This window comes from Algoriphagus aquimarinus, assembly GCF_007997215.1.
Taxonomy (GTDB): Bacteria; Bacteroidota; Bacteroidia; order Cytophagales; family Cyclobacteriaceae; genus Algoriphagus; species Algoriphagus aquimarinus_A.
In genome coordinates, this window is sequence record NZ_VORW01000011.1 from 93,951 (window position 1) to 107,590 (window position 13,640).

General features: G+C 40.2%; 15 protein-coding genes. 8 read left to right on the top strand and 7 right to left on the bottom strand.

What is annotated here, in order from left to right:
• Positions 1-185: 185 nt before the first annotated feature.
• Entirely contained in the window at positions 186-1,199 is a 1,014-nt protein-coding gene (locus ESV85_RS15005; protein ID WP_146918952.1) for a dipeptide epimerase, read from the bottom strand.
• Between the two features lie 93 nt (positions 1,200-1,292).
• On the opposite strand from ESV85_RS15005, the gene ESV85_RS15010 reads away from it, so the two are divergent.
• The 5 genes from ESV85_RS15010 (at position 1,293) to ESV85_RS15030 (ending at position 4,918) form a co-directional block, all read left to right on the top strand.
• Positions 1,293-2,774 (top strand): M14 family zinc carboxypeptidase, encoded by a 1,482-nt coding sequence (locus ESV85_RS15010; RefSeq protein ID WP_146918954.1) that lies wholly within the window; start codon positions 1,293-1,295, stop codon positions 2,772-2,774.
• A 65-nt stretch (positions 2,775-2,839) separates the two neighbouring features.
• Positions 2,840-3,028 (top strand): type II toxin-antitoxin system HicA family toxin, encoded by a 189-nt coding sequence (locus ESV85_RS15015; protein WP_146918956.1) that lies wholly within the window; start codon positions 2,840-2,842, stop codon positions 3,026-3,028.
• Between the two features lie 6 nt (positions 3,029-3,034).
• Entirely contained in the window at positions 3,035-3,424 is a 390-nt protein-coding gene (locus ESV85_RS15020; protein WP_146918958.1) for a helix-turn-helix domain-containing protein, read from the top strand.
• Between the two features lie 196 nt (positions 3,425-3,620).
• On the top strand, positions 3,621-4,352 hold the full coding sequence (locus ESV85_RS15025; protein ID WP_146918960.1) for an SIMPL domain-containing protein: 732 nt from the start codon (positions 3,621-3,623) through the stop codon (positions 4,350-4,352).
• 74 nt (positions 4,353-4,426) lie between these two features.
• On the top strand, positions 4,427-4,918 hold the full coding sequence (locus tag ESV85_RS15030) for a CIA30 family protein (protein WP_146918961.1): 492 nt from the start codon (positions 4,427-4,429) through the stop codon (positions 4,916-4,918).
• 188 nt (positions 4,919-5,106) lie between these two features.
• Here the strand turns inward: ESV85_RS15030 and ESV85_RS15035 are convergent, their stop codons facing one another.
• The gene (locus ESV85_RS15035; protein ID WP_146918963.1) at positions 5,107-5,673 is read right to left on the bottom strand and encodes a fasciclin domain-containing protein; all 567 of its coding nucleotides are present in this window, start codon (positions 5,671-5,673) and stop codon (positions 5,107-5,109) included.
• 279 nt (positions 5,674-5,952) lie between these two features.
• Between ESV85_RS15035 and pheS the strand changes: the two genes are divergently transcribed.
• Positions 5,953-6,981: a phenylalanine--tRNA ligase subunit alpha gene (pheS, locus tag ESV85_RS15040; RefSeq protein ID WP_146918965.1), complete on the top strand. Its 1,029-nt coding sequence runs from the start codon at positions 5,953-5,955 to the stop codon at positions 6,979-6,981.
• Between the two features lie 356 nt (positions 6,982-7,337).
• On the opposite strand, the gene ESV85_RS15045 is transcribed toward pheS, so the two are convergent.
• The 3 genes from ESV85_RS15045 to ESV85_RS15055 form a co-directional block, all read right to left on the bottom strand.
• On the bottom strand, positions 7,338-8,690 hold the full coding sequence (locus tag ESV85_RS15045; RefSeq protein ID WP_146918967.1) for an FAD-dependent oxidoreductase: 1,353 nt from the start codon (positions 8,688-8,690) through the stop codon (positions 7,338-7,340).
• Positions 8,691-8,715: 25 nt separating this feature from the next.
• On the bottom strand, positions 8,716-9,993 hold the full coding sequence (gene kynU, locus ESV85_RS15050; protein ID WP_410488863.1) for a kynureninase: 1,278 nt from the start codon (positions 9,991-9,993) through the stop codon (positions 8,716-8,718).
• Positions 9,994-10,152: 159 nt separating this feature from the next.
• The gene (locus tag ESV85_RS15055) at positions 10,153-10,665 is read right to left on the bottom strand and encodes a 3-hydroxyanthranilate 3,4-dioxygenase (RefSeq protein ID WP_146918971.1); all 513 of its coding nucleotides are present in this window, start codon (positions 10,663-10,665) and stop codon (positions 10,153-10,155) included.
• A gap of 120 nt (positions 10,666-10,785) precedes the next feature.
• Here ESV85_RS15055 and ESV85_RS15060 point away from each other — a divergent pair, with 120 nt between their 5' ends.
• Positions 10,786-11,775 (top strand): dipeptidase, encoded by a 990-nt coding sequence (locus ESV85_RS15060; RefSeq protein ID WP_146918973.1) that lies wholly within the window; start codon positions 10,786-10,788, stop codon positions 11,773-11,775.
• A complete protein-coding gene (locus ESV85_RS15065; protein ID WP_146918975.1) occupies positions 11,775-12,395 on the top strand; it encodes a thiamine pyrophosphokinase in 621 nt (206 codons plus the stop codon). The genes ESV85_RS15060 and ESV85_RS15065 overlap by 1 nt, the downstream gene beginning before the upstream one ends.
• Here ESV85_RS15065 and ESV85_RS15070 read toward each other — a convergent pair.
• Both ESV85_RS15070 and prmC read right to left on the bottom strand, forming a co-directional pair.
• Entirely contained in the window at positions 12,387-12,755 is a 369-nt protein-coding gene (locus ESV85_RS15070) for a type II toxin-antitoxin system HigA family antitoxin (protein WP_146918977.1), read from the bottom strand. The two genes, ESV85_RS15065 and ESV85_RS15070, sit on opposite strands and share 9 nt — an antisense overlap.
• A gap of 51 nt (positions 12,756-12,806) precedes the next feature.
• Positions 12,807-13,640 carry a peptide chain release factor N(5)-glutamine methyltransferase gene (gene prmC, locus ESV85_RS15075; RefSeq protein WP_146918979.1) on the bottom strand — a complete coding sequence of 278 codons (834 nt, stop codon included), beginning with the start codon at positions 13,638-13,640 and terminating at the stop codon, positions 12,807-12,809.

The following is a 13,640-nucleotide window of genomic DNA, read 5'->3' on the forward strand; positions in this document are numbered from 1 at the left end:
GGGCTTTGTTATTCAGGACTTTCAGTCCTAAGAAATAAAGAGGTAACTATCTCTAAAAATAAACTCTCACTCTATTCTCATTCTTAAGCTTAATGCTTGACTATTAGATTGCTTCGTCGCAATGAAGTCTTGGCTCTTGTTTCTTGACTCTCTTATCTTAATACTAACGTCTAGCTACTTAATACTTAGACAACCATTTCCGCACCTATTCCATTTCCGTCTGGGAAAGTCACTTTTTCAGGTGTGATGATCACGCCTTTCGCAGGATCTCTGGACAGTAGCATCGCACCATCCATATCTACATAATCCAAAAGTGGTGCAATGTGCGCTATGGCTGTGATTCCCACCGAAGACTCTGTCATGCAACCTACCATCGTTTTCATCCCGAGTTTCTTTGCCTCATAGATCATTCTAAGCCCTGGAGTAATGCCGCCAGCTTTCACCAGCTTCACGTTGATTCCATGAAAAAGCCCATGACATTTCTTCACATCAGATTCTATGATGCAGCTTTCGTCAGCGATAATTGGAAGTTTGCTATACTTGAAGACTTCCTTCATCCCCTCCAAATCATCTTTTCCAAGCGGCTGCTCCATAAACTCCACACCCAACTTCTCTAGCTCAACTGAATAGTCAATTGCCTGCTGAGCAGTCCAAGCACAGTTGGCATCAATTCTAAAAACAGCGTCCGTATGCTTTCTAAGCTCTCGGATGATCGCCAAATCGTCCGAAGTCCCTAGTTTTATTTTATAAATCGGCCAGTGAACCTCCTTCATTTTTGCCACCATCTTTTCGATGCTATCAATACCAATCGTAAAGTTGGTCAGAGGAATATCTGCAGGATTTAACTCCAGTAATTCATATAGTTTCTTCCCCTGCTTTTTGGAATAAATATCCCAAGCAGCCAAATCCAAGGCACATTGAGCAAAAGGATTGTCTTTAAAAACGTCCTTTCCCAACTCCCAAAGTTCAGCTGGAGTCTCCCACTCACCTTTTCCGACGATTGGTCTGAATTTCTCCAAACATTCCGACATATTAGTAATCGTCATGCCGTAAAAAGGATTAGTAGTAGATTCTCCCAACCCATAAAATGCACCATCTTGCAGTTTTACAATGATAGTATCTTGCACATCCCTGCTTTGATGCGCGATAGTAAATGTATGCTTGAGCGGAAGGTCTACGACTTGATAGGATAAGTTCATTTGGCAAAATATTCGATTTGAAGCAAAATTAACCTGTTTTTTACTTGAATGACAGGTAGATTTATATTTTATTCAAGGTAAATAGAAATAAGTATGAAAGTCAATTCCAAAATCTCGATAAGCTTGTTTTTGCTGTTTTTAATATTAGCAATTAGTTGTAAAACGGCAAGCATTCCTATTTCAAAGAGCACTACGGTCGCAACTCTTGAATCCGCCTATTCCAAATTCAAAGAATCAGCGATTACACACAGAAGATTTAAGCATGCAGACCTTCAGCCTTTGATTCAAAAGCATGCAGATTCTTTCAAAATCTCAAAACTTGGAGAATCGGTGGAAGGTAGAAGCATTTCGAGTTTAGACTGGGGTGATGGCAAAACCAAGGTGATGCTTTGGTCCCAAATGCATGGAAATGAAAGCACCGCTACCATGTCTCTTTTTGATTTATTCAACTTCCTAGAAGCAAACGGAGATGAATATGATGAGCTTCGGGATCTGTTGAAATCTAAGTTAGATCTTAAGTTTATTCCCATGATCAATCCTGATGGAGCGGAAGAATTCAAGCGTAGAAATGCCCTGGATATCGATTTGAATAGAGATGCTATTTCGCAGATTTCTCCGGAAGCAGTAATTTTGAAAGGAGCACGCGATGATTTTGACCCGGAATTTGGATTCAACCTTCACGATCAGCAAACCTATTACAATGCGTCGAGAACACCGAATCAAGCGACAATTTCTGTTTTGGCGCCAGCCTACAACTACGAGACCGATGTAAATATGGTGCGCACTAAAGCGATGCAAACCATCGTAGGAATGAATGAGGTTTTGCAACAAGTAGTGCCAGGTCACGTGGGGAAATATGACGATGCTTTTGAGCCGAGAGCTTTTGGCGACAATATTACCAAGTGGGGAACAAGCACCATTTTGATCGAGTCAGGCGGCTATCCAAATGATCCCGACAAGCAATATATCCGTCAGTTGAATTTCATGATTATTCTCAATGCATTGGAGCAAATCGCTACCAGAAGCTACGAGCAATACACTACAGAGGAATACTTTGCAATTCCAGACAACGACCTACAACTAGTTGACTTGTTAATCAATGAAGTGCAAGTTCCAGTAAAGGGAAAATATTACCCATTGGATTTAGCGATCAGAAGAAGAGAAATGAGTGTAGGTGACACGTACTATGTGACAGCTTCAGTAGACGACTTAGGCGACATGCAAGTGTATTTCGGCATGGAGGAATTTGATGCAAATGGCCTGAATTATACTGAAGGAAAAGTCTATGAATCTACTTTTGAGTCCGTCTCGGAGATTGATAATACACAGGCTATGGACTTACTAAAACAAGGTTATTTGGCAGTGAAAGTGAAGAGTGGAGCAAAAGGTGATTTGCACCAGCTTCCTATTTTAGTATTGAAAAGAACGGATACATTCTCTTCTGGCTGGAGAACTGGAGAAGCGACTAACTTCTTTTTGGAAAAAGATGGCGAGAGAAAATACGCAGTGGTTAATGGGTATTTGATTGATTTGGAAAATCCAAAAGATCAGGAGTTTAAGCAAAGAGTTTATTAAAAAATAGTTCTCAAAAAGTAAATTATTGTTTACCTTTTGGAATCATTTTTTAGTAAGAATGTTATATGAAGAGTTCTGAACTGTTGAGGTTACTTGAGAAAGATGGCTGGTTTTCGGTTTCCCAGAAAGGATCCCATCTTAAAATGAAACATGCTACTAAAGATGGGATTATAATTTTTCCAAACCATGGAAGTAAAGAGGTAGGTAAAGGACTCGAGAAAAAGATTAAGAAAGATGCAGGAATTGCTAAATGAACGATAATGAAGACACAAAAACTTAAAATGATTTTGGAAAAGACTGACACTGGTTTTTCCGCTTTTTCAGAGTCTCATGCAATTTTTACAACTGGTGCTACTATTCCGGAATTACTTCACAATGCATTGGAAGCAGTCAATTTCTATTTTGAGGAAGAAAACAAAATTTTTCAGGCAGAGGAATTAAAATTTGAAATTGATTTTCAACAATTCTTTCAATACTATAAAGTTCTAAACTCGAGATTTTTAGCTGAAAAGATAGGCATGAATCCATCTCTTCTCTCTCAATATGTTCAAGGACAAAAGAAACCTTCTGAAAAACAAACACAGAAAATTCTATCTGGGATTCATCAGATTGGGAAGGAACTTTCAGAAATCAATTTAATCCACAGTTAAACAACTTTAAATCCCGCTTCTTGGCGGGTTAATTGTTAACTGAATAGGAAAACTTACCTTCTGCATCAACTTTTAGATGTTATGAAATCGAGCATGACTAAAAACTCATACAATTGGATGATTATAAGATTTGCGAGATTCTCCCGAAACTAGTTCGGGACAGGCTATCTGACCTTTGAAAAAATATTAAAATCATATGAAAAATAATATATCAGCCATTCTTTTCGCAGTTGCCATCGTGATCGCTTCGATTGTATTGGGAAATGCCGTAATCAACCGAAACAGACCTCAGGGCACGATCAATGTCACGGGATTGGGAGAAAGTAATTTCACTTCCGATCTAGTCGTTTGGGAAGGGAATTTCAGCAGAGAAAGCTCGGATTTGAAATCTGCCTATGCTGATCTTGAAAAAGACAGAAAACTCGTTTCAGACTATTTGATTTCAAAGGGAATTCCTGCTGAGAAGTTGATTTTCAATGCCGTTAATACCAATCCTAACTATGACCAGAATTATTCAAATGATGGTAAATATTTGGGACAAACTTTCAAAGGTTATACACTCAGCCAATCCTTGAAAATCGAATCCACTGAAGTGGAAAAAGTAGAGAAAATCTCACGCGAGATCACCGAATTGCTTAACCAAGGAATCGCATTTTACTCTCAATCTCCGCGCTATTACTACACCGAGCTGGAATCTTTGAAACTAGAAATGATAGCCAAAGCCACCGAAGATGCAACTATCCGAGCTGAGCGAATCGCTGAAAACTCTAAAGGTGATCTTGGGGATCTGATCTCAGCAAATATGGGAATCTTCCAGATCACGGGTCAAAACTCCGGGGAAGACTATTCTTGGGGAGGGACTTTTAATACGGCCGACAAAAACAAAACTGCTTCGATTACGATGAAGTTGATTTTTGAGGTCGATTAAAAATTGACTTCTTCAAACAATTATAGTTCTTAGTGCTTTGACACTAAGTGAAAGCTTTATTCCTATTATCCCTAATGTCTCCATTTATTATTCTCTATCAGTTTGACAAAAACTCGCCTACTTCAGATTGGAGAATAGTTGACGATGGAGTAATGGGAGGGAGATCATCAGGTGATTTCCATATCAATGAATCTGGGAATGGAGTTTTTGAAGGCGTTATATCCTTAGCTAATAATGGAGGGTTTTCTTCAGTCAGATATAGAGAAACTTTTCAAATTCAGTCCCACACAACTATTCGAATCCATTTTAAAGGGGATGGTAGCAAGTATCAATTTCGAGTAAAGGCTTATTCTTCTGATCGCCATTCCTACATCTCTGAATTACAAACAAGCGGAGAATGGGAAATAATTGAAATTGATCTATCTGATATGTACCCTGCATTTAGAGGCAGAAAACTTTCCATTCCCAACTTCGATAAAGATCAGATTGAGGAAGTGGCATTTTTGATTGGAAATAAAAAAGAACAAGAATTTCACTTGGAAATAAAGTCCATCCAATTATTCTGAGTTTTTGCTTATCAATGGAGATAGGAGGAATGTTCTTGGGAAGACGCGTTTAAAATAGGTGATATAGAAATTCAGCTACAGATGAAGACCCCGGAATCGCTGTTTTTAGAATCCCAGAGGAGCTTTTATAAAACACAAAAAAACCGGTTCCAAACGGAACCGGCTTAACTATTGGGTTACAAACAACTTTACATCTTTGGAAGAACCACCGTGTCAACAGAGTGAATCACGCCATTTGATTGCCATACATCCGCAATAGTCACTTTAGATTCTCCGCCATTTTCGTCAGTGATATAAAGGTCTTTACCTTTCATCCAGGCAGTTAACTTTCCGCCTTGAACTGTTGTAAGAACTGCTTTACCGTTTCCTTTTTTGATCGCAGCAGCGATTTCTTTGGATCCCATTTTACCAGATACCACATGATAAGTAAGAACTGCTTGAAGTGTAGCTTTGTTTTCAGGCTTCAAAAGCGTCTCTACTGTTCCAGCAGGAAGTTTGTCGAAAGCCATGTTATCCGGTGCAAATACAGTAAATGGTCCAGCTCCTTGAAGTGTCTCCACCAAACCCGCTGCTTTTACTGCCGCTACCAAGGTGGTATGGTCAGCAGAATTAACTGCATTTTCTACGATATTTTTAGAAGGGTACATCTCTGCGCCACCCACCATTTTTGTTTTTTCCATTTGAGCAAAAGCCATGTTTGCAGAAAGAAAAATAAAGGCTGCAATAGCAACTTTGAAGAAATTTTGAATTTTCATGATCTTGTTAGTTTGATGATTTTTTTTGGTTTCTTATTTGGTGTGAGATACGAGCAACTTTACTTGGCTGGATTTAGTGAAGTAAAAAAAAATACGAATTACGATATTCGATTTACGAGATCATCAGAACTTCATCCGTTCATTTACCTTCAGGCCTTTTGATCAATAGACATAACACGATTTTCTGATCTTCTAGCTTTTCAAAACCTAAAGTCAACCTTCAGGCTTTCCAAAAGAACCCAAAAACCTTAGCTTTGTCATTCGAATAATTTGAATCCCATGTACCAAGAGAAAATCGAAGCTATCAAAGCAGCTATTTCAGCCGCTGACGCAAATAATCCAGAAGAGCTAGAAGCCTACAGAATGGAGTACATCTCCAAGAAATCTGTGGTGGGAGAGCTTTTTGCCGGCATGGGCAAAATTCCCAATGAGGACAAAAAAGCCTATGGTCAGTTGGTAAATGGCGTAAAACAATTGGCTGAAGAGAAGTTTCAGGAGCTGATAGAAAAAGTAAATCAGGCAAATAAGAAGTCTAAATCGGCTGGTATTGACTTGACTCTTCCTCCTTCCAATCAAAATCTAGGAGGTATTCATCCACTGACAGCTACGCGTCAGCGTATCATCGAAATCTTCGAGCGTATTGGATTCAACCTTTCCGAAGGCCCAGAGATCGAAGACGACTGGCATAACTTCACTGCACTGAATTTCCCTGAAAATCACCCAGCTCGTGAGATGCAGGACACCTTCTTCATCGAGAAGAATCCTGATATCGCCTTAAGAACTCACACTTCTTCTGTTCAGGTTCGGGTGATGGAAAATCAAAAACCTCCGATTCGTACGCTTTCTCCGGGAAGAGTATATAGAAATGAAGCCATCTCAGCTCGTGCACATTGTATTTTCCACCAAGTGGAGGGACTTTATGTGGACGAAAATGTAGGTTTCGCTGATTTGAAAAATACGCTTTATCACTTCGCCAAAGAGATGTTTGGCAAGGAAACCAAAGTTCGATTCAGACCATCTTATTTCCCATTTACAGAGCCAAGTGCAGAGATCGATATCACGTGTCTGATCTGTGGTGGCAAAGGCTGTAACGTCTGCAAAGGCAGCGGCTGGGTAGAGATCGGTGGATCAGGAATGGTAGATCCGAATGTGTTGGAAAACTGTGGAATTGATTCTAAGAAATATACTGGCTTTGCCTTCGGTATGGGTATCGAGCGAATTGCGATGCTGAAATATCAGATCAAAGATCTTCGATTGTTCACTGAGAATGATGTTAGATTCCTGAGGCAGTTTAAGCCACTTTTATAAAAATCAAAGGCGTTGAGAAATCAATGCCTTTTTTGTCATTTTTTTTAACCAAGGAGTGCGCGGAGGTTTCGTAGAGAGCGCAAGAGAAGTTTATTGTTATCCTGCTTCTCCAGAAGCAGGATGTTTTTATTCAATCGACAAGGTTAAGCAGTATAGTAATTCCTCTCATATCAAGACCATGCTGGAGTAATAAGCAGTCAGGAGACTGCAGCAATCTAGGCCCAAGTCTGAAGACTTGAACTAAATTATTTCAGTGCCTTCATAGGGCATTTCCTTCCAGAATTTAAATTAGGAAAACAGTGACCTCTGCGAAACCTCTGTGCGCTCCGTGGTTAAATACAAAAAAAGCGATCTGATTAGACCGCTTTAGCTGTTTCCATTTTATAAATAATATCCTCGTAGTCGAGTTTATTCCAATTCTCCGTGATCAGCGGATCAGCCATTACGCGATCCATTATTGCTTCCTGAAGTTTCCCTTGAATATAAGCTTCAGAATACCTCATATTCGTGAAAGTCACCATAGAATACAGCGGAATCCAGTCATTTGGATACAACTCGTACAGCTTGGCTTCTATTTTCTTGCGAAGTACGAACTTAGGATCGGCCACAGAATCTCTCATTTCTTCAAAATTCTCCATCGCCAATTGACAGATTGCATCGGTGTCTATTTTGCGCTTTTTCTGAAATTTTTCAAAAACCAAATCCCAGGAATTAGTCCCGAACTTATCAATCAAACCATTCAAAATCGAGCAATCTTCAAAGCCACAATTCATGCCCTGTCCATAGAAAGGAACCATCGCATGACTGGCATCTCCCATCAGCAAACTCGTGCCTTGAACCCATGGAAAGCATTCCACATTGATCAACGCTGAGGTTGGGTTAGCAAAAAACTCAGTCTTTAGATCTGGCATAAGCTGATACGCGTCATCAAAATAATTGGAGAATAAGATCTCAAGATCATTCTCATCATTGATTTTGTCGAAGCAAATTTTAGAACCGCTATGCGGTAAAAATAGTGTACAGGTAAATGTCTTATCAGGATTTGGAAGAGCGATCAGCATAAACTTGCCTCTTGGCCAGATATGCAATGCATTCGGATCCATCGCAAACTCGCCTTCTGCCGTTGCCGGAATCGTCAACTCCTTATATTCGTGTGTGATGTATTCCTGCTTGTAATTGAATCTGATTTGCTTTTGCATCGCCAATCTAAGCGAGGAATAAGCTCCATCAGATCCAAATAGAACTGGTGCAAGCACTTTCTTTTCTCCTTCAGGAGTCTGGAAATTGATTTCCTGATTGCGAAAATCTACATCGGTGCATTTGTATTCAAAATTGAATTTGACACCTAAGTGCTCTCCTTCTTCTACAAGCAACTGATTAAATTTTCCTCGGGAAAGTGAATATATAGCTTGATTCTCTTTTCCATAGGAAATAAAAGTAGTACCTCCATGCTCATCATGAACCTTGCGACCATACATAGGAATGGCCAAAGGCATTACTTTATCCTTCAGTCCAACCTCTTCCAAAGCATTCCATCCTCGCTGGCTAAGCGCCATGTTGATGGATCTTTTCCCCTCTTCGAAAGTTGACTTGCGCTTGTCGGGTCTCTTGTCAAATACTTCGACTTCTAAACCTTGGCGCTTTAGATATATAGCCATTAGGGATCCGATTAATCCGGCTCCTAATACGGTAACTTGATTCTTTTCCATTTGGATTGTTTTATCCACGCTTCCTTTAAGCGAATTTCTTCAGAGATTGTTCCAAAATCTGTGCAAAACGGAACACGTCTAGGAAGCTGTTATAGAGCGGTGTAGGTGCCAGACGGATCACATTTGGATTGCGCCAGTCGCCCACGACTCCTTGTTTATACCATTCATCGAATACAGCCTTGCCTCCGCGATGAATGTGCAAAGATAACTGACAGCCTCTTTCCGCAGGATTTTTAGGAGTAATAATTTCCAAAACCCCTGAATTTCCACTGATTTCCTCAATTAGATAGGCTAAATATGCTGTCAGCTCCTCAGATTTCTTTCTCAAATTTGCAATTCCAGCTTCCTGAAAAATATCCAAAGACGCCTGATGTACTGCCAAACCAATAATATCAGAATTGGAAAGCTGCCAGCCATCTGCGCCATGCATAGGCACAAAGCCCTTTTCCATTTTAAAGCGCTGCTCCTGATCATGTCCCCACCATCCAGCAAAACGATTCAAATCAGGACGCTCCGCAAATCGCTCATGGATAAATATCCCTGAAACATTCCCTGGGCCCGAATTCATGTATTTATAACTGCACCAAGTTGCAAAATCCACATCCCAATCATGCAAACTTAATGGAGCATTTCCAGCAGCATGAGCCAAATCGAATCCCGCATAAGCACCAACTTCATGAGCTGCAGCGGTAATGGCTTTCATGTCAAAAACCTGCCCTGTATAATATTGCAAACCAGCCATATTTACCATGGCCAGTGAATCTCCCTGCTTTCTTATCTCTGCCAAAATATCCTCCGTACGAAGCGTATGCTCCCCATCACGGGGTGAGAGCTCTACGATAACTTCTTCAGGATCTAATCCATGAAATTTTACCTGAGTTTCCAGCATGTATTGATCTGAAGGAAAAGCGCCAGCTTCTATGATGATTTTGTAGCGCTCCTTTGTGGGCTGATAAAATGAAACCATCAAAAGATGAAGATTCACTGAAAGGTTATTCATTGCGACCACTTCATGCTCATGAGCTCCGACTATCTCAGCAAGCGCCGGTTTTGATTTTTGCTTCACAAACATCCAGGCATCTTCTCCATGAAAATGCCCATCAACACCCATATCTGCCCAATTTGTTAATTCCTTTGCTATGTAGTCTTTGGCTGATTTGGGTTGTAAGCCCAGAGAATTTCCACAGAGATAAATCGCATCTTTTCCATCAACTTTCGGAAAAAGAAACCGATCCCGAAAGTGCGATAGAGAGTCCTTCTGATCCATCTCTCGGGCAAATTCAGCTGAATATTCGTAGTTCATTTTTGAAATATTTGGGGTTTTTAAACTTCTAACTATTAACAGACGAAAGCATCATAGGTTTTGCTAAATGACATCGCTTAGACAACATCGGTCATCCGTCACCGGGCATTAGTGACCAAGTATCGAATGGGCATAAGTTAGGTCATCTGCTTCTCAACTCTATTTCTCCATTACTGTTCCGCAATTCTTGCATGTAGTGTTTTCAGGATTCTCCCAGAATCTCTCCTGAACTGGAGGCAGCTGGGTAACAATGTCTGTAACCTCGAAAAATTCCTCATAAAGCTTTTCCCCACAATTTTCACAATGCCAGATAAACCCATCCACTTCACCTGCTCTTCTGTAGCGCTCTATTACTAATCCGATAGTATTGGCAGGACGGCGAGGAGAATGCGGAACTTTGGCTGGAAGCAGGAATATTTCCCCTTCACGGATATGAATGTCTTTAGGCTTTCCTTCTTCGATAACTTTCAGCACGATATCGCCTTCTAACTGATAGAAAAACTCCTCTCCTTCGTTGGAATGATAGTCTTTTCGGGAATTTGGCCCGCCAACCACCATTACGATGAAGTCATCATTTCCTTTATAAACCTGCTGATTTCCAATAGGAGGTTTGAGTAGATGTCTATTTTCATCTATCCATTTTTTGAAGTTGAAAGGTTGAGCTAAGGCCATATCGCTTATTTTTCTGGTAAAATTAAAAATCTATCTGCTGATTACTTAACTGTAATCCTCCCTAAAAGTATTAAAAAACGTACGCTTTTTTGGTTTACTTTGTCTTAACCCCAAAAAACGATGAGCTTTCCGATAATCGACATGCACTGTGATTTGTTGTCCTATTTGGCAAAAATTCCGGGAGCGAACCCATACGCAAAAGATGAAATCGCCTGTGCAATTCCTTGGCTGCAAGCTGGAAATGTACGGATGCAGATTTTAGCGATCTACACCGACGTAAGGCCAGAAAGCATGAATTTGGCATCTAGACAGGCCCAAATTTTCTCTGAATTATTAGAAAAGCATGAGAACGATCTAGCATTTGCAGATGCTGATTTTTTACAAAATTGGCACAAACAAAACTGTGTCGGGATCAAAGCTGCAGTAGAAAATGCAGCAGGTTTTGGTAATGAATCGGCAAGTTGGGATGAGATCTATTCCCAGTTTGATGGAATTCTTCAAAAAGTAAAATCTCTTGCCTATATCAGCTTGACGCACCATACTGAAAACCGCTTTGGTGGAGGTAATTACACCAAAGGTATCGGTTTGAAGGACGATGGGAAAAAATTATTGGACTACATGGCTGGCAAAAGCATTCCGATTGATCTATCGCATACCTCAGATTTGCTTGCTGAGGGAATTTTGAGCCACATAGACACTCAAAAACTCGATATCCCAGTAATCGCCAGTCACTCCAATTTCAGAGAAATCTGGAATCACCCTCGCAACCTTACTGATGAGTTTGCCAAGGAAATCATACATCGAGGAGGAATCATTGGCGTGAACTTCCTGAGAGCTTTCTTAGATCCTGAGGTTCCTGAGCGGCTATTTGAGCATATTCTTCGCGGTTTTGAATTAGGCGGAGAAAAGTCTATTTGTTTTGGGGCTGACTATTTTTACACCAAGGACTTTGGAGATCCATCCCGCATTCCTTTTTATTTTCCTCTGGCAGAAAACGCGGGGAAATACCCATCGTTGATTGAAAGTTTGGAAGATAAATTAAGCCCTGCCGATCTAGAAGGTTTAGCTTATAGAAATTCATTGGAGTTCTATAGAAAAATTCAATCCTAATGTCGTCGCATCATTTCGTCAAAGATAAACAGGAGCCTGCGGTGTTAATTTTAGAAGTTGACCAGATCCGATTTGATCAAGTTTCTCCTCTTCTGGAATGGGTTCCGACGGTGCTTGTGAGTGAAAAAGTGCTTGATCAAGTAATGAGCTGGGGAATTAAAATAGATGTTATTCTAGCTTCAGAGACTTTTCAAGCAGAAAATCAACAGGTACTGGAAGAGCAATATCCAGTGAAATTCGTCAATACCTTAGATGAAAATTATCTGCAAACAGGGCTTGATTACCTAGTATCTACTGAGCACAAAGCGGTGCATTTGGTTGGGATTTCACATCTGAAAGCACTTGAACTACAGGACAAACTTGAGCTGATGAATCTTACGATCTTGGATGGAGACTGGAAATATTACCCAGTGAAATCGGGTGAATTCAAAAAATGGTTTGCGGAAAGCAGCATCCACATCCATGGTAAGGAAGGCATGCCAGTGCAAATTCAGAATGAAAATGGGGAATTGATTTTGCCCATTACCTATGCGACAATGCTGGAAGTGCCGGAAGGAAATACCACGATCAAAGCACCTGGGATTTTTTGGATTGGCGAAATGGTAACACAATTAGACTAATTTAGACTTTCTTTTTCCTACCAACACTTCAACTGGCAAACCAAGCATTTCACTTAATCCACGAATCATATCAACAGTCAGACTTCTTTTACCCTTCAAAATCTTTGAAATATTGCCAGGATCTCCCATAATCGGTTCAAGGTCTTTATTTTTCAACCCCAAACCCACCAAGCGTATTTTTATTGCTTCTATGGGATCAAGTGCTGGCAAATGAAAGTTTTCTTGTTCATAAAGCCTGACTAGAGTTACCAACAATTCTAACTCATCACCATCATGTGTTCCTTGCTCAGCATCAAAAATCTCATCTATTCTAGCTAGATAGTCTTGATGTTGTAATTTATTATGAATCAATGTTATCATGCCTGAAATCTAACTACTTGATACTTAAGTCTAGTGTCTTGATACTCATATCTAGCGTCCACCTACTGCAATTCTTTCCTTTCCATTCAAATCCTTTAAAACCTGCACATTTGAATAACCTAGATCCTGCATCAATTGAGAAACCTCTTTCCCGTACTTTTCATTGATTTCAAAATACAGCTTCCCACCTGACTTCAGGAGTTGTTTCCCTTTTTCAGCTATTTCTCGGTAAAATATCAGCGGATCGTCATTGCTGACAAACAAGGCCAATTCAGGCTCAAAATCCAGCACATTTCTATGCATTTCAGTTTTCTCCTGCTCAGGGATATAGGGAGGATTGCTTACCAAAATATCCAGTTCCGAGACTTCTGGTATCTGAGTCAAAATATCACAGGTGGAGAAAGTAACTTTTGTACCTAGCGCACCTGCATTTTGAGCGGCTATCTCCAAAGCTTCCTCAGAAATATCCATTGCAAAAACTTCAGGGTTATTCATCTCCAATGCCAAGGAAATAGAAATACAGCCTGTTCCAGTACCTATGTCCAAAACCCTCAAACCAGCTTTTGGATTCTCTTTGATGATCAGATGAACCAATTCCTCTGTTTCATTTCTAGGAATCAAAGTAGCTGAACTGACGAGAAACTCTCTTCCGTAAAATGGGCCTTTCCCCATTATATACTGAATAGGCTCTCCAGTTTTCAATCGCTCGAAGTCTTCAAAAAGCTTTGGAGGAAAGGAGCTTTCATCTGCTTCATTCAAAATCTCCGTTCTCTTCCATCCGAGATGATGCTCAAAAAGCCAGCTCACGATTGATTCAGCCTCTTGCTTTTCATAGATCGAAAGTTTTGTAGCCCAAGAAGAAAAAAGGACCTGAAAGGTAGACAT

What these genes read in the sequence shown, in the direction of transcription:
- prmC (WP_146918979.1), bottom strand. Translation starts at nt 13,640, where the DNA reads ATGTCTACCTTTCAGGTCCTTTTTTCTTCTTGGGCTACAAAACTTTCG.
- ESV85_RS15015 (WP_146918956.1), top strand. Translation starts at nt 2,840, where the DNA reads ATGAAGAGTTCTGAACTGTTGAGGTTACTTGAGAAAGATGGCTGGTTT.
- ESV85_RS15005 (WP_146918952.1), bottom strand. Translation starts at nt 1,199, where the DNA reads ATGAACTTATCCTATCAAGTCGTAGACCTTCCGCTCAAGCATACATTT.
- ESV85_RS15030 (WP_146918961.1), top strand. Translation starts at nt 4,427, where the DNA reads ATGTCTCCATTTATTATTCTCTATCAGTTTGACAAAAACTCGCCTACT.
- kynU (WP_410488863.1), bottom strand. Translation starts at nt 9,993, where the DNA reads ATGAACTACGAATATTCAGCTGAATTTGCCCGAGAGATGGATCAGAAG.
- ESV85_RS15010 (WP_146918954.1), top strand. Translation starts at nt 1,293, where the DNA reads ATGAAAGTCAATTCCAAAATCTCGATAAGCTTGTTTTTGCTGTTTTTA.
- ESV85_RS15065 (WP_146918975.1), top strand. Translation starts at nt 11,775, where the DNA reads ATGTCGTCGCATCATTTCGTCAAAGATAAACAGGAGCCTGCGGTGTTA.
- ESV85_RS15045 (WP_146918967.1), bottom strand. Translation starts at nt 8,690, where the DNA reads ATGGAAAAGAATCAAGTTACCGTATTAGGAGCCGGATTAATCGGATCC.
- pheS (WP_146918965.1), top strand. Translation starts at nt 5,953, where the DNA reads ATGTACCAAGAGAAAATCGAAGCTATCAAAGCAGCTATTTCAGCCGCT.
- ESV85_RS15020 (WP_146918958.1), top strand. Translation starts at nt 3,035, where the DNA reads ATGAAGACACAAAAACTTAAAATGATTTTGGAAAAGACTGACACTGGT.
- ESV85_RS15055 (WP_146918971.1), bottom strand. Translation starts at nt 10,665, where the DNA reads ATGGCCTTAGCTCAACCTTTCAACTTCAAAAAATGGATAGATGAAAAT.
- ESV85_RS15070 (WP_146918977.1), bottom strand. Translation starts at nt 12,755, where the DNA reads ATGATAACATTGATTCATAATAAATTACAACATCAAGACTATCTAGCT.
- ESV85_RS15035 (WP_146918963.1), bottom strand. Translation starts at nt 5,673, where the DNA reads ATGAAAATTCAAAATTTCTTCAAAGTTGCTATTGCAGCCTTTATTTTT.
- ESV85_RS15060 (WP_146918973.1), top strand. Translation starts at nt 10,786, where the DNA reads ATGAGCTTTCCGATAATCGACATGCACTGTGATTTGTTGTCCTATTTG.
- ESV85_RS15025 (WP_146918960.1), top strand. Translation starts at nt 3,621, where the DNA reads ATGAAAAATAATATATCAGCCATTCTTTTCGCAGTTGCCATCGTGATC.